The sequence below is a fragment of the Microcoleus sp. D3_18a_C4 genome (assembly GCF_036702415.1).
Taxonomy (GTDB): domain Bacteria; phylum Cyanobacteriota; class Cyanobacteriia; order Cyanobacteriales; family Microcoleaceae; genus Microcoleus.
Window position 1 is genome coordinate 39,654 of sequence record NZ_JAUBTI010000010.1, and the last position, 19,618, is coordinate 59,271.

Annotated in this window: 22 protein-coding genes; 7 read left to right on the forward strand and 15 right to left on the reverse strand. The window is 46.0% G+C overall.

Translation table 11 applies throughout. The features are described from left to right. Positions 1-180: 180 nt before the first annotated feature. From QUB16_RS07640 to QUB16_RS07660, 5 genes are all read right to left on the reverse strand, one after another. Positions 181-576 (reverse strand): hypothetical protein, encoded by a 396-nt coding sequence (locus tag QUB16_RS07640; protein WP_333315263.1) that lies wholly within the window; start codon positions 574-576, stop codon positions 181-183. Next, complete coding sequence (locus tag QUB16_RS07645) at positions 569-931, reverse strand: hypothetical protein (RefSeq protein ID WP_333315264.1); 363 nt, start codon at positions 929-931, stop codon at positions 569-571. Before QUB16_RS07645 ends, QUB16_RS07640 begins: the two co-directional genes overlap by 8 nt. 128 nt (positions 932-1,059) lie before the next feature. Further along, complete coding sequence (locus QUB16_RS07650) at positions 1,060-1,506, reverse strand: Hsp20/alpha crystallin family protein (RefSeq protein WP_333315266.1); 447 nt, start codon at positions 1,504-1,506, stop codon at positions 1,060-1,062. Between the two features lie 14 nt (positions 1,507-1,520). Further along, positions 1,521-1,733: a hypothetical protein gene (locus tag QUB16_RS07655; protein WP_333315267.1), complete on the reverse strand. Its 213-nt coding sequence runs from the start codon at positions 1,731-1,733 to the stop codon at positions 1,521-1,523. A 25-nt stretch (positions 1,734-1,758) separates the two neighbouring features. Continuing rightward, entirely contained in the window at positions 1,759-2,046 is a 288-nt protein-coding gene (locus tag QUB16_RS07660; protein WP_333205340.1) for a hypothetical protein, read from the reverse strand. 186 nt (positions 2,047-2,232) lie between these two features. Here QUB16_RS07660 and QUB16_RS07665 point away from each other — a divergent pair, with 186 nt between their 5' ends. The 4 genes from QUB16_RS07665 to plsY all read left to right on the forward strand — a co-directional run bounded on the left by QUB16_RS07665 (position 2,233) and on the right by plsY (position 5,667). Then, positions 2,233-3,027 carry an MlaE family lipid ABC transporter permease subunit gene (locus QUB16_RS07665; protein ID WP_333155134.1) on the forward strand — a complete coding sequence of 265 codons (795 nt, stop codon included), beginning with the start codon at positions 2,233-2,235 and terminating at the stop codon, positions 3,025-3,027. Positions 3,028-3,090: 63 nt separating this feature from the next. Then, the gene (locus QUB16_RS07670; RefSeq protein ID WP_333315270.1) at positions 3,091-3,483 is read left to right on the forward strand and encodes a DUF3119 family protein; all 393 of its coding nucleotides are present in this window, start codon (positions 3,091-3,093) and stop codon (positions 3,481-3,483) included. A 58-nt stretch (positions 3,484-3,541) separates the two neighbouring features. Then, positions 3,542-4,873: a DUF3086 domain-containing protein gene (locus QUB16_RS07675; RefSeq protein ID WP_333315271.1), complete on the forward strand. Its 1,332-nt coding sequence runs from the start codon at positions 3,542-3,544 to the stop codon at positions 4,871-4,873. A 113-nt stretch (positions 4,874-4,986) separates the two neighbouring features. Further along, a complete protein-coding gene (gene plsY, locus QUB16_RS07680) occupies positions 4,987-5,667 on the forward strand; it encodes a glycerol-3-phosphate 1-O-acyltransferase PlsY (protein WP_333315273.1) in 681 nt (226 codons plus the stop codon). Positions 5,668-5,764: 97 nt separating this feature from the next. On the opposite strand, the gene QUB16_RS07685 is transcribed toward plsY, so the two are convergent. Beyond that, positions 5,765-6,562, reverse strand: a complete 798-nt coding sequence (locus QUB16_RS07685) for a calcium-binding protein (RefSeq protein WP_333315274.1) — start codon at positions 6,560-6,562, stop codon at positions 5,765-5,767. Between the two features lie 178 nt (positions 6,563-6,740). Between QUB16_RS07685 and QUB16_RS07690 the strand changes: the two genes are divergently transcribed. Next, complete coding sequence (locus QUB16_RS07690; protein WP_333315275.1) at positions 6,741-9,137, forward strand: bifunctional serine/threonine-protein kinase/ABC transporter substrate-binding protein; 2,397 nt, start codon at positions 6,741-6,743, stop codon at positions 9,135-9,137. Positions 9,138-9,173: 36 nt separating this feature from the next. Here the strand turns inward: QUB16_RS07690 and proC are convergent, their stop codons facing one another. From proC to der, 8 genes are all read right to left on the reverse strand, one after another. After that, on the reverse strand, positions 9,174-10,019 hold the full coding sequence (gene proC, locus QUB16_RS07695) for a pyrroline-5-carboxylate reductase (RefSeq protein WP_333315276.1): 846 nt from the start codon (positions 10,017-10,019) through the stop codon (positions 9,174-9,176). A 298-nt stretch (positions 10,020-10,317) separates the two neighbouring features. Beyond that, positions 10,318-10,935, reverse strand: a complete 618-nt coding sequence (locus QUB16_RS07700; RefSeq protein ID WP_333315277.1) for a cell division protein SepF — start codon at positions 10,933-10,935, stop codon at positions 10,318-10,320. Between the two features lie 117 nt (positions 10,936-11,052). Then, positions 11,053-11,718, reverse strand: a complete 666-nt coding sequence (locus QUB16_RS07705) for a YggS family pyridoxal phosphate-dependent enzyme (protein ID WP_333315278.1) — start codon at positions 11,716-11,718, stop codon at positions 11,053-11,055. Positions 11,719-11,790: 72 nt separating this feature from the next. Next, the gene (pipX, locus tag QUB16_RS07710) at positions 11,791-12,060 is read right to left on the reverse strand and encodes a transcriptional coactivator PipX (RefSeq protein WP_006634205.1); all 270 of its coding nucleotides are present in this window, start codon (positions 12,058-12,060) and stop codon (positions 11,791-11,793) included. Positions 12,061-12,102: 42 nt separating this feature from the next. Continuing rightward, positions 12,103-12,561, reverse strand: coding sequence for a holo-ACP synthase (gene acpS / locus QUB16_RS07715; protein WP_333293117.1), 459 nt, complete (start codon positions 12,559-12,561; stop codon positions 12,103-12,105). A gap of 478 nt (positions 12,562-13,039) precedes the next feature. Continuing rightward, entirely contained in the window at positions 13,040-14,035 is a 996-nt protein-coding gene (locus QUB16_RS07720; protein WP_333315280.1) for an energy-coupling factor transporter transmembrane protein EcfT, read from the reverse strand. A gap of 194 nt (positions 14,036-14,229) precedes the next feature. Then, positions 14,230-14,601, reverse strand: coding sequence for a four helix bundle protein (locus QUB16_RS07725; protein ID WP_333207154.1), 372 nt, complete (start codon positions 14,599-14,601; stop codon positions 14,230-14,232). A gap of 106 nt (positions 14,602-14,707) precedes the next feature. After that, positions 14,708-16,069 (reverse strand): ribosome biogenesis GTPase Der, encoded by a 1,362-nt coding sequence (gene der, locus QUB16_RS07730; RefSeq protein ID WP_333103879.1) that lies wholly within the window; start codon positions 16,067-16,069, stop codon positions 14,708-14,710. A gap of 245 nt (positions 16,070-16,314) precedes the next feature. On the opposite strand from der, the gene QUB16_RS07735 reads away from it, so the two are divergent. Together QUB16_RS07735 and QUB16_RS07740 are read left to right on the forward strand one after the other, a co-directional pair. Beyond that, positions 16,315-17,523 (forward strand): NupC/NupG family nucleoside CNT transporter, encoded by a 1,209-nt coding sequence (locus QUB16_RS07735; protein ID WP_333315281.1) that lies wholly within the window; start codon positions 16,315-16,317, stop codon positions 17,521-17,523. A gap of 221 nt (positions 17,524-17,744) precedes the next feature. Next, complete coding sequence (locus tag QUB16_RS07740) at positions 17,745-18,332, forward strand: acireductone dioxygenase (protein ID WP_333315283.1); 588 nt, start codon at positions 17,745-17,747, stop codon at positions 18,330-18,332. Between the two features lie 92 nt (positions 18,333-18,424). Here QUB16_RS07740 and QUB16_RS07745 read toward each other — a convergent pair whose 3' ends face one another. Next, positions 18,425-19,243, reverse strand: coding sequence for a hypothetical protein (locus QUB16_RS07745; protein WP_333315284.1), 819 nt, complete (start codon positions 19,241-19,243; stop codon positions 18,425-18,427). Positions 19,244-19,618 lie beyond the last annotated feature (375 nt).

Sequence of the window (19,618 nt, forward strand, 5' to 3'; positions counted from 1 at the left end):
AGGACTTACGCATGGGGGCCCAGAAACCGGGTTTTTTACGAAAAGACGCGTTAACACCCGCAGATTAGGTAAAAAACCTAGTTTCTAGGAGTCGGAGTGCGTAAGTCCTGTAATAGTTATTTTACCCGATATAATATTACTAACCGCTTGGCAATTTAACGGGGCGGTGCTTTTCAAGTGCTACAAGACTGCTGGCGATTGTGATACCAAAACCTCGGTTTCTAAATCTGCTACTTCAGCATTGAGGTTTTCTCCCTTGTGAATGCTAAAACTGCCGTACAAAATTGAAATTTCAAAAATGTCTGTAGTAATCACCGCAGGCTTGCGGTGTTCCGGCTCGCCCAAAGAAATCCCGAAAAATTCAGCTTCCTGTTCGCCAACTGCCTCTTCATCGTGTACAGTCCAACTGATATCGCGACAGTCTTTGAATTCCAGCATATAAGGCAATCTTTCTTCTGGATTGTAGACGCATTCAATTAATACTTCGTTTCCCCATAAAGATACGTTGACTTTTGTGATTAAAGATGTAAAACCACCCAATCCAAGCAAGTTATAGTCATCCTTCCAATCACTCATTTAATTTCTCTCCCCTATTGTGAGTCCCTGGAATTAAATTACCAAATTCGTCTCTCGTTCGCAATAAATTACCATCTCTATCGAGACGCAAACCTTTGTTGATATTTCTTCCATCTGAGCCATATTTTGGTGCAGGCGTTCTAATCACTTCACCGTTAGGACGGATCATTAGTGTTGACTTATCAAAAAATTTATATGCAACATAACCATCTCTAGTAGTTCTGATTTCTGCACCCAGTCCGCGCAAAAAGTCATCGACTTCTTGGCGAGTCATCCCGGTTAAGTCTCCAAACTCAGATGCAATTCCATTTCCTCCAACTCCCTGACTCGGCACAGAACTCTCCTCGTCAACCATTGCCTTTTCGAGTTTAGCACAGTTGGATAAGGGGATGAAGCAGAAATTCCCAATGGCCAATAATCAATAAAAAAAAAATAGGGGCACACTGCGCCCCCTATTAATCAACTAACTAAACTGGCAAACAATTATTGACCGCCGATTTGAACTTTAACCACGCGGTTCTTTTCCGCTTCCGCTTTGGGCAAATTCAGGTGCAAAACTCCATTTTTGTACTCAGCTTCTACGCTGTCATTTTGAACCCGTGCGGGTAGGGGAATCACCCGGCGGAAGGAACCGTAACGGAACTCAGAGCGAGTCATGCCTTTCTCTTCACTCTTAGTTTCCAGACGGCGTTCGCCACTGATAGCAACAGCTTCTGCGGTTACTTGTACGTCCAAATCCTTAGCTTCCATGCCCGGAACTTCTAATTTAAGGTGGATGGCTTCAGGAGTTTCATCGAGTTCGGCGGGGGGTACAAAAGCAACACCGTTAGATGCGCGATCGGTTGCCGGTGTCAAGCTATCAAACAACCGATTCATTTCTCGCTGCAAGGAGTCCATTTCCCGCAAAGGTTCCCAACGAATAAGTGCCATAACTAATACCTCGACTATCTGAAGTTTGTAGGGTTGAGAAACACTTGACTCAACTTGTATTTAATATATTCCAGCTCCCGAAACTGGGGAATTCGGTTTTCCGCAAAAAGAGCGATCGCATTTCCGAACATTCGCGATCGGTATTGTAAAATCATCCCAGGTACGGGTATCCGATCCAACCCGAACCCAGCAACTTTAGATTTTAGATTCGAGCGAGGAATTGCCATCTAAAATCTAAAATCGAAGGTTCGATTAACTCCACCGCGAATGCTGATAAGAAGCGTAGGTATCAAACAAAGCACCCACCAAACTAAATGTTAGACCGATCACCAAAAAACCCTGGAGGGGACAGCCGCTGCCGAAAGTAGCTAAGAACTGCAAAATCAGGTCTTCTCCAGAACGACCAACTCCTTGGAGAGCAGGCACGAAGCCAATCAGCGAAAAGCTAGTCAATCCCGCGCCGATTAACAATAAGGGGGCGACAAAGCTCAACAGGCCCGTCAGCAGTAGAGAGCGAAGAAAATTGGGAAAAATGCTCATAAGAGTCAGTAAATTCAGCTAAACTGCCGAAAGGTACAAGCAAACAAAACTTGTCCTTTTCTACGATAGGCAGCGATCGCCCTCAGTGGCCGGTTCTGTCAGAAATCTTAAATGTTAGAGAAAAAACTTGTTTAAGATTTGTAGATAGATTTCATTTTTGGCAGTTGTTCTACACTCGAAATCCTCTTGAGCACCACTACATCTTCGAGCCTCAGTTTGTGGAGTCAGCGGTTGCTGGCAGCAGCTTTATTGGGCGGCCAAGTCATGCTGCACTTGCTGAAGGGCAAAATTCACCGCCGCAACACCATCGACCAAATGGCAGCAGTCGGCCCGGAATCTCTGCTGATTGCTTTGCTGACTGCGGGTTTTGTCGGCATGGTATTTACTATTCAGGTAGCGAGGGAGTTTATTAACCTCGGTGCCGGCAATGTCGTAGGTGGCGTTTTGGCTTTGTCTTTGACTCGCGAGCTCGGCCCCGTCTTAACAGCGGTAATCGTGACGGGACGGGTAGGTTCGGCTTTTGCGGCGGAAATCGGCACGATGCAGGTAACAGAACAGATAGATGCCCTGCTGATGCTCAAAACAGACCCGATCGACTATTTAGTAATTCCCCGCGTCATTGCTTGCTGCTTGATGCTGCCAATTTTAACCATCATGTGTCTCGTCACCGGCATCCTCGGTGGACTGCTGATTGCTACGACAATGTACGGCATCTCTCAAAGCGTGTTTTTAGAATCAGTCCGCAATTTCCTGAGTCTGTGGGATATTTGCAGCGCGGCAATTAAGGCTTTTGTGTTCGGTGGTTTGATTGCTGTAATCGGCACTAGCTGGGGTTTGACCACCACCGGCGGGGCAAAAGGCGTCGGTCAATCGACTACCACAGCGGTGGTGACGGCTTTGCTGGCTATTTTTATTTTTAACTTTTTGATGACTTGGCTGATGTTTCAGGGGACGGGCTCTAGCGTACTCAAAGGCTTGTAAGCTAAGAAACGGATAAAATATGAATAATTGGCAACATTAGTTTACTACCCTTGATTTAAAACCGTGACTACAACTGCCTCTTCGACTGCGCCGAAAAGTACGATCGAACTCGCCCCGAGTTATGCCATTCCCCTAGTCCTGGTACTGGCGGGCCTACCGCTGCTATTCGTGCAGAAGTGGGTGAGTTTGCCACTTTCGCTGTTCGGCTTGTTTCTGATGTACCAAGCCGCCACCATCCGGCTGCAATTTACCCCAACCGATTTGGACATTTATCGATCGTCCAACTTAATCCGCCGCTTTCCTTACCGAGAATGGCAAAATTGGCGGATATTTTGGCCCGCGGTGCCGATTTTGTTCTATTTCAAAGAAATTAACAGCATTCACTTTCTGCCGGTTCTGTTCGATCGTAAAATGCTACAGACCTGCTTAGAACAGCGCTGTCCCCGTCAAGACTAAAAAAGTTGTTAATTTTTAATTTTTAACTTTTCCGTGCCCACGCCGAACAAAATTTCCCATGAATTCAGACGAATCTCCAACCCAAGAACCGCAACCACAACCAGCCGCCCCAAGCGGTGACGGCGAAGTCGATTTACCCGTGAATGAGACGGAGTACCAAGTTCTATCTCAAACACGTGATTTGTGGATCGACGAAAATGAACTGCCAGCCCAACTCCCGGCAGAAACAGACCCGCCGCTGGACGAGGAAGATGCCGAAATCGCCCAATTCGTGGACGAAGCAGGCGCACTCGCCCAAATTGGGCCCAACACCGACGATGGCGAATCAGAAAGTCCGATCGCTCAAATCGAGCCTCCCACAGACTCCCAGCCAACAGCAACCCCAGAAACGGTAACGCACATCCCAGAAAATGTTACCGAACAGTTGGCCCTGAGAGTCAAAGAATTGCAGCAGCAAGAACAAGCTTTGACTGAAAAAATTGCCGCCTTGGAAGCCGACAAAGCCAATGCTATAGAAGAGTTGGGCGCGGCTCAAGCATCGATCGGGCGTTTGGTACAAGACGGCTTGATTCAACTAGATCAGCGCAAACAAGCGCTACAAATCGAAGTAGAAAAACTCGAACGCCGACGCGATCGAATTCAGAAGGAAATGCGAACCACTTTTGCCGGCGTTTCCCAAGATTTAGCAATTCGAGTCCAAGGTTTCAAAGACTATCTAGTAGGCAGTTTGCAGGATTTGGCCGCTACCGCCGAACTCTTAGATTTGACACCGCCAGTGCAAGAGACACCACAGCGAACTGCTGCTGAGGAGTCTCAATCCTCAGCACCGGTAAATCCCAAATTTGCCGAACAGGGATTTCAAGAACAAGCCAAACAAATTCGCCGCACCCTCGATCAATACCGCACTGTCCCCGACTACTACGGCCCGCCTTGGCAACTCCGCCGCACTTTTGAACCCATCCACGCGGAACGAGTTTCTAACTGGTTTTTCACCCAAGGAGGAAGGGGTGCTTTGCGGACTATGGGTTCGCGCTTGCAAAATATCTTGATTACTTCGACAATTATTTCTGTACTCAGAAGCGTCTACGGCGGACGGGTGCGGACTTTGGTGCTCGCCAACAGTCCCGAACGTTTGGGAGAGTGGCGCCGGGGTTTGCAGGACTGTTTGGGCATTACTCGCAGCGATTTTGGCCCGGAAAGGGGGATTATTATGTTTGAGTCTGCGGAGGCTTTGGCTCAAAAAGCCGATCGACTGGTGAAAGATGGTAAATTGCCACTAATTGTCATTGATGAAACTGAGGATTTAATTAGTTTGTCAATCCTGCAATTTCCGTTATGGCTGGCCTTTGCTGCCGATCCGCAAACTTTGACGACTGCTAAGGATTTTTGATTGGGTAATTTGTAATTGGTAATTGGTAATTAGTAATTGCTAATTGCTAATTGCTAATTATGATAGGAGAAAGGTTGTAAATTTTAAAAGTACACGAAATCTCAAATTAAAAAATGGCTAGCTGGATAATTTTAAATGGCGCATTGCTAATAGCAGCTTATCTGCTGGGATCGATTCCTACTGGGTACGCCTTGGGGAAATGGATGCTAGGAATTGATATTCGAGAGGTTGGTTCGGGTTCGACTGGTGCGACTAACGTACTGAGGACTTTGGGGAAGTGGCCGGGGTTGGGGGTTTTGTTGGTTGATGTGTTGAAGGGGGTAAGTGCGATCGTCCTAATCCGCTACATTTACTCTCTCACTTTTACCAGCCAGCTAGCAACCGCCGCAGGTTTAGAAAATACTGCAACTCTCCTCCCTTGGATGGCAACTTTGGCGGGTTTATCGGCTGTTTTGGGCCACAGCAAATCAATCTGGCTGGGGTTTACCGGCGGTAAATCTGTGGCTACGAGTTTGGGAGTTTTGCTGGGTTTGTACTGGCCAGTTGGTTTGGGAACTTTCGGAATTTTCGGGATAGTATTTGCGGTATCGCGAATAGTTTCTTTAAGTTCGATTATCGGGGCAATTAGCGTTGCTGGATTGATGTTTGTTTTACATCAGCCGCTGGCTTATGTATTGTTTGGACTTGCGGGCGGGATATTTGTAATTGTGCGGCATCGGAGCAATATTCAGCGGTTGTTGAACGGTACGGAACCGAGGATTGGAGAGAAATTGGAAACAGCAGCTAGCGATTGACCGGTAGAATTGTTGTACCGCTGGTTGCAGATTACTATTTCTCTGTCCAATCTTCGATTTAAGCTTTTGTAGGAGGCGTTGCAGCGCATTATACAGCTTAGAATCCCTGAACCGAGATAATGCTGTTGAGAATGCTGTTTTGCAGTTGAGCAGGCGTTACAGCCTCCACAAAACCGATGAATTCTCCTGAATTCCTGAGTTTGATCGCAGTCCCTGAAGTCGCCGTCGATGTGGGTTTTAATTGATCGGGCGTGACAAAAGAAGCCGCTGCTTGCGGAACTTCAAACTGTAGTGTAATGAGTACATTTGGCAAATTTTCCAACACTATATCATTCACAGTCAAACCGTCTGCTAATCCAATTTTATCGAAAGCGGGTCTGAAACTTACAAGGATATCGGCATTATTGACATCTGTAACTCCGGGTTCTGCTTGGAGGACGTACAAGTTGCTGCCCCCGATTTTGATTGGATTATTTTCAGTGAAGCCTCCTAAAAAGTCTCGACCCAAACCTCCCACTAGAGTGTCATTTCCGTTACCGCTAGCTAAAAAGTCATTGCCTTTACCGCCCACTAAAACATCATTTCCACTTTCACCCAGAATAAAATCTCCATCTTGACCGCCGTTGATAGAGTCATTTCCGTCCCCTCCCAATATTGCGTCTTTCCCTTTTCCCCCGGATAAAGAATCGTTGCCAAAAATCCCTCTGATAATATCTTCCCCCTCATTGCCAAAGATCAAATCGTTGGTTATTGCGCCATCGATTGTATCGTCACCTCCGAGGAGCAAAACTCCCCCAGAGGAAATTCCTCCACTTCCGATCCGTAAATCTATATATTCGGATGTATTGTCGCCAAAGAAGCGCGACGATCCTGATGGGTCTCTTTGTAAAGCCATAAAATATCTTCTCCGTAAAATCTCAGATGCCAAGATTATTAAATAAGCCAATCTCAAAGTCTATTCATAAATTCATAACTTTGAGTTCATAAAAGTCATAACTTTGAGTTCATAAAAGTCATATTTGTGGTACGATCGACACCAACGAGTGCAGCGATTCGAGGGGATAGAACAATTTATGTGTCTGAATCCAGGGGATATTCTGCGCGATCGCTACCGAATTATCGGTCAATTAGGGCAGGGAGGGTTTGCTAAAACCTATACGGCTAACGACGCTTTAGGCAGCCCCGAAAATCCCCTGTGCGTCGTCAAGGAAATTGAGCCTCCTGAATCTAACGATCCGCGGCTGTTGAAGGAAGCACAACAGCAATTTGAAAGAGAAGCTCAAACCCTGAAGTATCTCGATAAGTGTCCGCGCATTCCCAAGTTAATCGATCACTTTCTTGAACAGGGAAAATTTTACTTAATTCAAGAATACATCGAAGGAAATCCGCTGAACAAAGAGATCGGTTCAGGCAGGCAGTTTCAGGAGTCAGAAGTTATTGATTTATTGCAAGATATTTTGTCAGTTTTAGATTGCGTCCACTCTCAAGGTATTATTCACCGCGATCTGAAACCGTCAAACTTAATCCGGCGCCAGCTTGACGGCAAAATTGTGTTAATTGACTTTGGGGCAGTAAAAGCGATCGGCACTTTGGCGATCGAGAACGGTCAAATAACTCAAACTCGCGCGGTTGGTACAGACGGTTATATGCCAGCCGAACAGTGGAAAAATCAGCCCAGATTTAACAGCGATATCTATGCTGCGGGAATCATCGGCATTCAAGCGATCGCAGGGTTAGATATTGAAGACTTTTTTAATGATAAAAAAACTGGGGAACTCGTCTGGCACTACTCAACTGACGATCGCCCGATGGTACAAATTAGCGAGGATCTCAAAAAAATTTTAAATAAGATGGTGCGTTATCACTTTAACGATCGCTATCAATCTGTTGCTGAAGTGTTACAGGATTTGATCTCCCTAACAGCATGGCACTCACCTGCGCCGAAACGCAGGCTGTTTTCTCGATCGATCTTTGGCTTGTTGCCATTGGCAATCGCGGGAATAACAGCGGGACTGGCTGCCCCTATTTTTTTACGCACAATTACACCTAAAACTTGTCCTTTAATCCAGGGAGATGCTTTTAGTTGCGGCGAAGAAATTCTAGTAAAAACTTCTTCGCCTCGCTTAAAGCAAAGGGGAGTTGAGGAGTTTGCCAAATCTAATTATCAATCGGCTTTTAATTTATTTAAAAAATCTTGGAACGAAGAAGACAGCATCGATCCCGAAACTTTAATTTACATAAACAATGCTTTTTTAACAAGTAAAAATGCTGATTATTACACAATGGCTGTTGCCGTTCCCATCCTGACAAATCAGGATGGTTCTGTAATTAATGCAGATTCGGCCAAAGAACTTTTGCGCGGCGTTGCCCAAGCCCAAACCGAAGTTAATTTAGGATTAATCGCTGCTACTGAGAGTCATCAAAACTTTCCCGGTCAAAGCTTTCTCGAAGCCAAAGCTATTAACGGAAAAGGTCTGAGAGTCATCATTGCTGACGATGCGAATCTCAAAACAGAGGCCATTCAAACAGCAAATGCACTGGTTAAACAGCCGGATGTTTTAGGAGTAGTCGGTCACTATGCCAGCGAAATTACCCTATCAGCGGTAGATATTTATGACCAAAATAACCTCGTGCTGATTTCTCCCGGAAGCACAACGCAAGAACTGACAGAAAAGCATCGGAAAATTTTCTTTCGCACATCCTATTCGAGTCGGTTTGCATCTCAAACTTTAGCAAAGTATCTGCGGTCCGCAGGCAAAAATCAAGCGACAGTTTTATACAATCCCGGCAGTTCGTCTGGTTCTTATTTTACACAAGCTTTCAAACGGCAGTTTCAAGATGACAAAAAAGCAAAAATAGTCAGAATTCGCAACTTTGATTTATCCAAAAATGAATTCAACGCTCAAACAGCTTTAAATGAAATCCAGCGCCAAGGAGAAACCGCGATCGTGTTATCTCCAGACGGTCAAATTACTAATTCATTAAATAACGCGATCGCATTAGTTAAAGCCAACCGCGATCGCAATTGGATAGCCGGAATTTGGGTACTCTACAAGTGGAGAACTTTGGAAGCCGTATCTCAGTTAAAATCTTTTGAAAAACTAATCGTGTCTGTCCCCTGGCATCCCTTAAGCAGTGTTAATAAAAAATTTCCTCAACAGGCTCAAAAGCTGTGGGGAGGAACGGTAAATACCGATACAGCCTTAGCTTACGATGCAACTATTGCACTGATTAAGGCAATGGAAATGCAGCAGCAACCTAGCCGCAGAGGAATGCAAAAAACGCTTTCTCTTCCGAATTTTATTGTGGAAGGAGGAACAGGAACTATTCAGTTTGGAAAGAATGGCGATCGCAAAAATCCCCCCAGCGAATTGGTGCATATTGTCAAGTGTCGAAAAGAACAGTTTGGTGTAGCTTTTGTTCCCGTCAAATATCCGACGGCAAAAGCGGCAGGTTTAAAGTGCGATTGAACTCATTTGTGATAGTTTCTGTGCGTTATTCCTGACTTATTTGCCCAATTCTTGAGAACGCAAACAAGCTGCTTTCACTGCTTCGATCAGCGCAGAACGAAAGCCGTTACTCTCTAATTTAGCAATTCCCGCAATAGTTGTGCCGCCGGGACTTGTAACTTGATCTTTCAATTGTGCTGGGTGCATTCCCGTTTCTTGCATTAGCTTCGCCGTACCGAATACTGTTTGTAAAGCTAATTGAGAGGCGATCGCCCGTGGCAGTCCTGCACAAACTCCGCCATCTGTCAAGGCCTCTATCAAAATTGCTACATAACCAGGCCCGGAACCCGAAAGCCCTGTCACCGCATCCAGCATACTCTCAGGTACTTCTACCACTTCTCCCACGGCCTGAAAGATGCGCTTTACCAATTCTAAATCAGCCGGTTGAACAAGTTTTCCCGGAGCGATCGCGCTCATTCCCGCCCCTACTGTTGCTGGAGTATTCGGCATCACCCGCAGCACTCCCCGCCCGGGAAACGCCGGTTCTAGCTTGCTCAGTGGCACTCCTGCCAAAATCGACACTACCAGCGCTTCTGGCTGGGAATTAGCCGTTTCTCCATTATTTCCCTGTTTGCGATCGGCCGCCACAGCCAACTCCAAAGCTACCGTATCAAAAACTTGCGGTTTAATCGCCAAAAACAGCACTTCTGTAGCCGCAGCAACTTCTAGATTGCTGGCTGTTGTTCCAATCCCGTAGGTTTCAGTCAAAAATTGGCGGCGTTGAAGTTGTGGGTCGCTCACCAAGATTTCTGAAGGCAAATAAACTTTTTGTGCAATTAAGCGGGATAAGAGAGCTTCTCCCATTACCCCGCCGCCGATCGTACCAAATTTTATGTTAGTCATTAGTCATTAGTCATTAGTCATTAGTCATTAGTCATTAGTCTACAGTGCTACCTTGTAGGGTGCGTCGCCCGCAACAATCTACAAGTTTTATCGAACATCTCAAAGCGACGCACCTTACTATTTTATGCTAGTCATTAGTTATTAGTTGCCATTAGTTATCAGTCAACTGCCTTAGCTAAGAGTTAAGAACCCAGAACTAAGGAATACAAAATTCAGGATCTGGCTAGTTAAAAGCTTACTGGCTAATAACTAAAGACTAAAGACAGATGACTAATGACTAATAACTGCTGACTAATAACTACTGAGCGATGGGAGCTTGTTCTGCAGGCCAGACTGTGGGTGCAGGAGCAGCAGCACGAGGGCGTCCTTGAGCAGGAGGCACTTCGTGAACCACACCCGACTGAGTTCTCACCTGCACGCAGCTAGGCGTAAACAAGAAAATACTTTCGCCAATTCGCTCTTGATGACCGTCAAGGGCATAAGTACCGCCCGCCACAAAGTCCACAGCTCTTTGCGCTTGGTCTGGGTCCATCACCGTCAGGTTCAAAACCACAGACTTCCGTTCCTTAAGGGCTCGAATTGCTGCCGGCATCTCTTCAAAAGTGCGCGGCTCCATTACTACTACTTCCGAAATCCCGTTCATAGCTCCAGGCATTCCAATCACGTTATTCATTACTGACCCTACTCCCCCGGTTGGTGCAACGACATCCATACCTGTCGATCCTACTACTGACCGCTCTCGCATTCTACGATTTTGACGACGTTCTTCTTCGGCTGCTGCGACGGCAGCGGGGTTGGGTTCAGGCGCTTGGTAAAAGTTCTGATACCGCTCCCCTTCAGTTTCGTCGTATACGTCATCGTACTCAGGCTCATTGTTGATGCCTACAAAATCTCGCAGTTTAGAAAAAATATTCATGATTTACGCTCCTTCACGACTTTGCTGCCCCGACTATACTCGCGTTGCGCGTTAGTCGCGGGTGGCTGACTATTCTATATTTAACCCAAATTGTCTTTATCAGAAGATTTCAATTATTTATCCCCTCCTAGAGCCAAATAAGGTTTGTCCTAGCCGTACCATAGTAGCACCTGCTTGAATTGCCAAATGATAATCTCCCGACATCCCCATCGAGAGCTGGTGCATTTGAATGCAGGGCAAATTTTGCTGCTGGATTTTCTGTGCAAGTTCGCGGGTGCTGTTAAATAATTCTAGGATTTGGGAGTCATCTAATCCCAGCGGAGGAATTGTCATCAAACCTTGAATTTTGATATGCTGACATTTGTTGAGTTCGGGAAGGTCGGCAAGGAGTTCTGGAACGCTCCAGCCGTATTTGTCCGGGTCGGGCAACATTTTGACTTGCAGGCAGACTTGGGGAGAGCAGGACATTTCCCCCGCCAAGCGCGAAAGTCGCTGAGCGAGTTTTAAATTGTCGAGAGAGTGAATCCACTGGAAATGCTCTAGGGCCTTGGCAGCTTTGTTGGCTTGCAAGTGGCCGATCAAGTGCCAGTTGATATCCGGCAAATCTTGCAGTTGGCTTTGTTTTTCTGCAGTCTCTTGAACCTTACTCTCGCCAAAATCCCGGATACCGGCCTCGTATGCTTCGCGGATAGCATCAGTCGGTACCTGTTTGGTAACGGCAATTAACCGCACTGATTGGGGCAAGTGTTGGCGAATGCTGTTAATTCGAGAGGCTATGGTCATGGGTGCTCAACGCTCTTGACGGGAGGGAAGGAAAATTAAGACAGTTACCAATTACCAAATTACTGATTTTCGTTATTGAAATGTGCGCTGGTGAATGGTCTGCAATTGGTCGTACTCCTGATATTGACCGCTGCGACGCAGGGTTCGCAGGCGAATTTCGACCATGAGGCGAGCGTCGGAGCGGCTGATTGGTTCAAATCTCAGCCCGCCAGGGCCGTTTGTCACCAAAAAAAACAGGCGTTGGGCGTATAGGGTGGTAAATAATTCTTGGCTGTCTTCAACCTGGGATACCCTGAAGAGGAGGCCAAAGTTGGGATGATTCAGGTAAGTTTCGGTAGTCATTAACGCTCACAATCTATCAATTTTAGATTAAAGATTTCGATTTTAGATTTTAGTTTCGCTCGATCGCCCGACGGCGTTGTTTGACGGCGGGGTACAAAGGGCGATCGCCGTAGCCGTGCAATAGTCTCCGTCGTGGCTGAGGCTTAATTGCCACTGGCAATTTCCCCAAACAGAGGCTTGTGCTGCTGCGGTTCCGTGCAGTTGCACATTTGGAGCACCGTTTTCGGAGCGCCGAATTTCCACATCTGCATACCGTATTCCCCGCCATCCCGTGCCTAGAGCTTTGACAACGGCTTCTTTTGCTGCCCAGCGGCCCGCTAGCTGGTTGCAGGAAACTCGATTCATTTTACCTTTAATGCTGCTGTGTTGAGAATTTAGTTGCCCGCAATCCCTTTGTTCGGCGGGCGTGTAAACTTTTTCGAGGAAGCGATCGCCAAACCGGTCTAATGCGGCTTGAATGCGCGGAACATATACGATATCTGTCCCAAGATAGATGTTCAAGGTCTTGGTTCTCTAAATATTTGTCTCCATTACTTTAGCAGGACTGTCGCGCACCAGACAAAATTTACTCAAATGTCAATACGGTTCAGTTAAGGAAAATTGTAGCGAAAATGTTGGGTTTCGTTCCTCAACCCAACCTACGCACGATCGGTTTTTTTAGCACTAACCCAAGCGTATTGACTCAAATGTATGTCCGTGCTTCAAAGCCCGCTCGAATCTTTCCTTCCCAATTCTTCAATCTCAAATCTAATCAATCTAAAATCTAAAAACTAAAATATAAAATCGCAACATCTGTCCCAAGATAGATGTTCAAGGTATTGGTTCTCTAAATATTTGTCTCCATTACTTTAGCAGGACTGTCGCGTACCAGACAAAATTTACTCAAATGTAGGCCCGTGTTCCAAACCCCGATCGAATCAGTCATTCCCAATTCTTCAAAATTCTTCAATCTAAAATCTAAAATCTAAAATCTAAAATCTTAACTGTCCCACCCCCAAACAAAGCGGGCGCTCCAGAGGAGGAGCAAGCAGCCGAGGGCGATCCAGTCTCGGATTTTCAATTGCAACTGGTGCCATTCTACACGGTGTCGATCGGGACTGGTGAAGCCGCGAACTTTCATGGCGCTGGCTATTTGTTCAGCTCGCAAAAGCAAGTTTTCTAACAGCCGCTCAGCTATCATCAACCACACTTGAGCGGCGCTGCGAAATCCGAGTTTTTTCCAGTTTATCGCTCTGGTTCTGACCGATCGCACTAAATTTTGTATTTCTTCCAATACTAGGGGAATGAATCGCAAAGATAAAGTTAATGTTAAGGCTATTTCGGTAATAGGCCAGTTCAAGCGGCGCAAGGGCTGCATTAAGTTTTCAAGGGCGGCGGTAATTTCTTCGCTGGCTGTGGTGAGAAGGTAGAGGTTGGTGCTGTAAATTACTGTGAAAAATAGGGTGCTGACGTTGATAGCTAAATCTAGGGATTTGCGGGTGATTTTAATCGGGCCTTGTTTGAATACAACGTAACGGTAGTTTGTAGGTTGGGGGAGTTGATTTGGGCTTGGGGCTTTGGTATTGGGGATTGGGGAGTTTGAGCCTAAGTTAAAAGGTTTGTACCAGGGTTTTGGTTGGGGCGGGGGTGGAAGAGTTGCGGGCTGTTGGGAAAAGGTTAATTCGTCGGCGGGGATGCGGGGCTGGTGTTCTGCAGGGAGTCCGTCGGGGGCGATCGCGCTGAGGCAAAATAGTAATAGGCAGAATAGCAGCAGAAGTCCCATTTGCTGTTTCCACACGCGCCAGGGAATTGCTGCTGTTAGTGTCAGTACGATTAACATTCCTACTAGCATGAACCGCCAGATGGGATTGGCGAGTATGGGCGCAATCAGAAATGTCATCAACCAGGCTAGTTTTACGCGGGAGTCTAGCCGGTGAAGCCAGGTTACTGGTTGTTCTAGGTATAGTCCTATGGGGAGCGATCGAAGTAAGTCCATTTGGCGATTTTAGATTTTAGATTTTAGATTTTAGATTTTTTGATTGGGGATTTTTTGATTGATTGATTGGGGATTGTTTGATTGGGGATTGTTTGATTGACTGGGGATTGATTGGGGACTATTTGATTGATTGGGGATTGTTTTATTTCTTTGTTGATTTTAGGTTGGGAATTTTTGGGGAATTTGAGATTTTTTTATTTGCGGTTTGCTGCTGGGTTTTTAGCAATTAAAGTTTTGATGGAGGCAACTGTCATCGCTAAAATTTCATTCGTTTCTGACATAATACTCCTCAAATTAGTGGCATCTACTAATTTAGCTTCAACTATCAACTCCATCCAGTACAAAGATTCATCCGCTTCTTCTTCCACTATTCTGAGTTTGGCAATTAAGTCTGCTGTTGACCTAGCGCGACAAGCTGCTCGATAGTTAGCCCCTACAGAAGTTGCTGAACGAATTAACTGCTTGCCAATTACCTCGGAAACGGTATTTTTTGGCAGTGAACTTACTAGCTTAATAACTCTTAATGCTAGCTGCTTGGTTCTGTGTTTAAACTCTTGTTCATTCATCCGATATTTAGATTTTAGATGAAAAATTGGGCTGTAATTGGCAACAAATTATATCATCTAACAGCATCTTTTCTTCAATCTAAAATCCAAAATCTAAAATCGAAAATTACTTGACGCGCAGTGCTCTGTTTGTTGTGCTCATTTCGGTGGCACGAACTTTTTTGCCTCTCCAAAGTAGCCGCATTGGTGTACCGGTAAAGCCGAGGTGTTTGCGGAATTGGCTTTCCATGTAGCGGCGGTAATTTTCGGTGAAGCGTTTGGGATCGTTGACGAATAGGGCGATTGTCGGTGGCTGCGATCGCACTTGAGTACCGTAATAGATTTTGCCTTGTTTTCCTTGGCGGGTAACTGGGGCTGAGTGCCAGGTTGTGGCTTCTTCTATGACTTCGTTAATCACGGCGGTAGTGACGCGGCGCTTGTGTTCGTCGGAGGCTTTGTCTACTAATTCAATGATTTTTTCAACTCGCTGTCCACTCATGGCGCTAACAAAAATCATTTCTGCCCAGTCGAGGAAATAAAGTCGGGTTCTGACTTCTCTTTCGTACTCGTATATTGTGTCGGAGTCTTTTTCTACTGCGTCCCATTTGTTGACGACTATGATGCAGGCTCGACCTTCTTGGCTGATGCGATCGGCTAATTTTTGGTCTTGATCCGTAACGCCGTCAATTGCGTCAATTACTAACAGTATGACGTTGGCGCGGCGGATGGCTTTGAAAGCGCGGTTGATGCCGAAAAATTCTGCGCCGTATTCGACGTTTTTCTTTTTCCGAATTCCGGCGGTGTCGATCAGGCGGTAGGTTTTACCGTTCCGTTCTACTAAGGTGTCGATCGCGTCGCGGGTTGTGCCGGAAATCGGGCTGACTATGGCGCGGTTTTCTCCGAGAAATGCGTTTAACAAACTCGATTTGCCGACGTTGGGACGACCGATAATTGCTACTTTAATTTCCTCAACTTCTGGTAATACTTCCGTGGGAAGATAAGTAATTAATTTGTCAAGCAATTCGCCGGTGCCGTTGCCGTGAATGCCGGAAACTGGGAAAGGTTCTCCGAGCCCCAATTGCCAAAAGTCTGCTGCTTGGGTGAGTCCTGTATTTTCGGATTCGCATTTGTTGACTGCGAGAATGACTGGGACTTTTTGCAGTCTCAGCCAAGATGCGATCGATTCGTCGCCGCCGGTGAGCCCGGTTTTTCCGTCAACTACGAAAATGGCTGCGCTGGCTTCTGCGAGGGCCGCCATTGCTTGTTCGCGAATTAAAGGCAGAAATTCTGTCTCGTCGTCGAATACTAGCCCGCCGGTGTCTACGACTTGATATTCCCGATCGCCCCAGTATGCTGGTCTGTAAGTGCGATCGCGCGTGATTCCCGGTTCGTCGTGGACGATCGCGTCTTGGGTGTTGGCTAAACGGTTGACGAGCGTCGATTTGCCTACATTGGGGCGTCCAATAATAGCAACTATAGGTAGAGACATAAAAGTAGCAGCAATTAGGCTGCGCCGTGATTTTGAGGTTTAGCCTTTTATTGTAAGCGAAACTGGCTGAGATTGTATGCGATCGGGCTGCATCGTGTATTATACGCCCTCCGGGGCTGTGCTGCCCGCGCCGCGAACTCATGGCGACCTCTGGAAACGAGATAAAGAAGGCTCGGACTGTTAATCTGGATTACCAGAGCCTGGTAACGATAAATGCTTGCTGCACCTTCTCTAAAAATTGCTAAATGGAACGACTTATTTCTGTATTCGGGTTAGCTGTTTTTGTCGGTTTGTCCTACGTCTTTTCAGTCGATCGGCGCGCTGTCAAATGGCCGCCCGTATTGTGGGGAATTGCTTTACAGCTAATTTTTGCTATTTTGATTCTCAAAACTGCTCCTGGTTTGGCTGTCTTTAAATTTTTGGGAGATATGGTGACGCAGTTTCTCAATTTTTCTGATGCGGGAGCAAAGTTTATATTTGGAGACAATTTTGCCGAACACTTTATCGCTTTCAAAGTGCTGCCGAATATCATTTTTTTCTCTTCGTTTATCACCATACTTTATCACTACGGCATTTTGCAGCGAGTTGTGCAAGGAGTGGCATGGTTGATGATTAAAACCATGAAAACTTCGGGCGCAGAAACGCTTTCTTGTGCTGCGAATATCTTTATCGGGCAAACGGAAGCTCCTTTGTTAATTAAACCTTATTTTGCGGCGATGACGCTCTCGGAACTCCATGCTGTCATGACGGGAGGATTTGCCACAATTGCCGGCGGAGTCATGGCAGCTTATATTTCTTTTGGAGTACCGGCTCAACATTTAATTGCGGCGTCGGTGATGTCTGCACCAGCAGCTTTGGCTATTTCTAAATTGCTGTACCCAGAAACTGAAAAGTCGCTGACTGCTGGGGAGGTGGAGGTGAAGGTGGAACAGGTTTATGCTAATGCGGTGGATGCGGCGGCTTCGGGTGCTAGCGACGGGTTGAAGTTAGCGGCGAATGTGGCTGCTATGCTGATTGCTTTTTTGGGTTTGTTGGCTTTTTTTAATGCGCTTTTGGGGTGGTTTGGAGGGCTAATTAGTTTGCCTCAGTTGTCGCTAGAATTAATTTTTGCTTATTTGATGGCTCCGGTTGCTTGGCTGATGGGGGTGCCTTGGGCTGATTGTGCAGAGGTGGGGATTGTTTTGGGAAAAAAAACGATTTTGAATGAGTTTATTGCTTATTTAGATTTGATGGAATTGGTGAAACAACAGGCGATTTCTGAACGATCGCAAATTATCTCGACTTATGCTTTGTGCGGGTTTTCTAACATTGGTTCGATCGGGATTCAGATTGGGGGAATTGGCGCGATGGCCCCGCAGCGGCAAGGCGATTTGGCGAGGTTGGGCGTGAGGGCGATGATTGCTGGCTCTGTGGCTTGTTTTATGACTGCTTGTATCGCGGGGATGCTGATTTGAAAGTTTTGAGTTTTTAGTTAAGCTGTGCGGTGCTTATGGTGCACCTTACATTAACTCCAGTAAATCTTATTAAATAAAAGTTAAAAAACCCACAAAATTCTTTGATGGGTGGTATTACTTTGATGATTGGCGAGGCAGGACATGGAATTTTAGCGATCGGCTATTATTGAAAACAAGCAGGAGTTTAGTTTTTGACGAAAGCTTAAAACAGCAGCTTAAAAATGGAAACTAAATTTCCCTCAAAGCTCAACACATTAGGTGGTAATATGGCTGTTCTGCAACTAGAAGACGGTAGAACATATACGGATATCCGGGCGATCGCCAGTCAACTGGCAGTTTTAAATATTGAGATCGATTCCCTGCCCGCCAACGAAAATCCGGCGTTTCAAGAACTGCTAGTTCAAGACATTCTCAATGTAACAGAAAAACAGCAGATTCTCGCAGCCTATAATAGCGAGTTTGAACAGTTTAAGCGCGCCAGCGGATATCGGTGGTGCGACTTAAAAGTGCTGCATCCAGGTTCGCAGCAGATTTACGCGCTGATGACTCAAAGCGATCGCACTCACACCCACACAGATGCAGAAGTTCTTCACATTTTAGCTGGGGAATGCGTTTTTGGGTTTGTGTATTCTAACGGCTCTCAGGTACAATTAATGCTGCAAGCTGAAGAATACATTAAAGTGCCTGCCAATACCGAACATTGGTTTTATCTCACTCCCTCGCTCTACTTGAAAGCCTTGCAGTATTACACCACTGCTCAAGGCTGGGTTCCTCAGTATACTAACCGGAAACTAAAAATTAAAAACTAAATGTAGGGTGCGCTTCGGCGCACCTTCCTTTATCAAAATAGGCGATTGAAATGGCGACAATACAAACAAAGTCTCTCTCTAAAAGACGAAGATTAAATGCTTTCTACTTCATTAGGTGCGGCCATTTCAATTTCTTCGCAACGCTGCAAAAGCGCTTCTATTTCCTGAGCTAAAAAAATTACTTCCGGCCAAGAAGAACCGTTGATTAAATCTTGAGCGTGAGCTAATTTGTTTCTCAATGCCTCTGCTGACTTTAAAAAACGCTCCCCGTAGCGTTTGGATTTGAGCCCCAGCCGATCGACTATTTCAGCCGAACTCAGGATTAAATCTCGCTTGTCGCAGAATTGCAGGTAATCGATTAAGTCAATTGCTTCATTTCGCGATCGCCCCAATTCCCACAGGTTTTTTGCCGCTAAAATGCGATCGCCCTTCAGGAATTTCTGCCAAGAATCTTGGGGAAAGTAAATCCGCACGATCCGCAATAAATTCATTTCGAGAAGTGTCACCAATCCAAACAGCAGCATCCGCACCGGTGCTTTTTGTAAATCGCCACAGGTAACGATCCCGTCGATCCTGTTGCTTTCTAATACAAATAATCTGGGTTTTTCTCGCAGCAGCGGCAGCAATTCCATCAAAGGAGTCGAAGCGGCAATTAATTGTGAGGGGTGAAAAATTTGCTGGTAGTCGCTGCACTTACCTGTCTTTAAGTGCGATCGTTCCACATAGCCGCAAACCGTGCCGTTTTCTTCAATACCGAGCACGTCAAAATCGCGGGCCTCCATCCACGATCGCAATTTGGCTGCGTCTTCGCAAGCGGGGACAGCTTTGAGCGGTTCCGCGAGGTATTTCACTGTAATGCTGTCTTTGAATAAATCCCGCAAGTCGGCGGAACTAGATTTTAAATGTTTCATCAGAAAATTGGGTAGAAACCTCGTCCTTTTAGGACGGCTTTATATTACAATATAATTGGTCAACGACCCACCCGAGACGATGGATCAAACAGCCTATACGAGCGAAGTTCAGCCCGAGGTGCTGGCGGCGAAGCAAAATCGGTAGACCGGGATGCATAGGATAGGGCAATGGTAAACATCCCTAGAATCAAAACAGGAGAAGAATTCCGTTTGGTATTCGATACGTAAAAACCGCTTTCTCTTGCGGGGTTAGTGCGCGAGAGCGAACATAAGACCAAATCTCTTTTAGGGTGGAGGCAGTTGCGAAGAAGCAGAAATTCAAATCGTGAGGTTTGGGAATCCCCGTCCGCGACGGTCGGGGTGGATGTCAAGTTC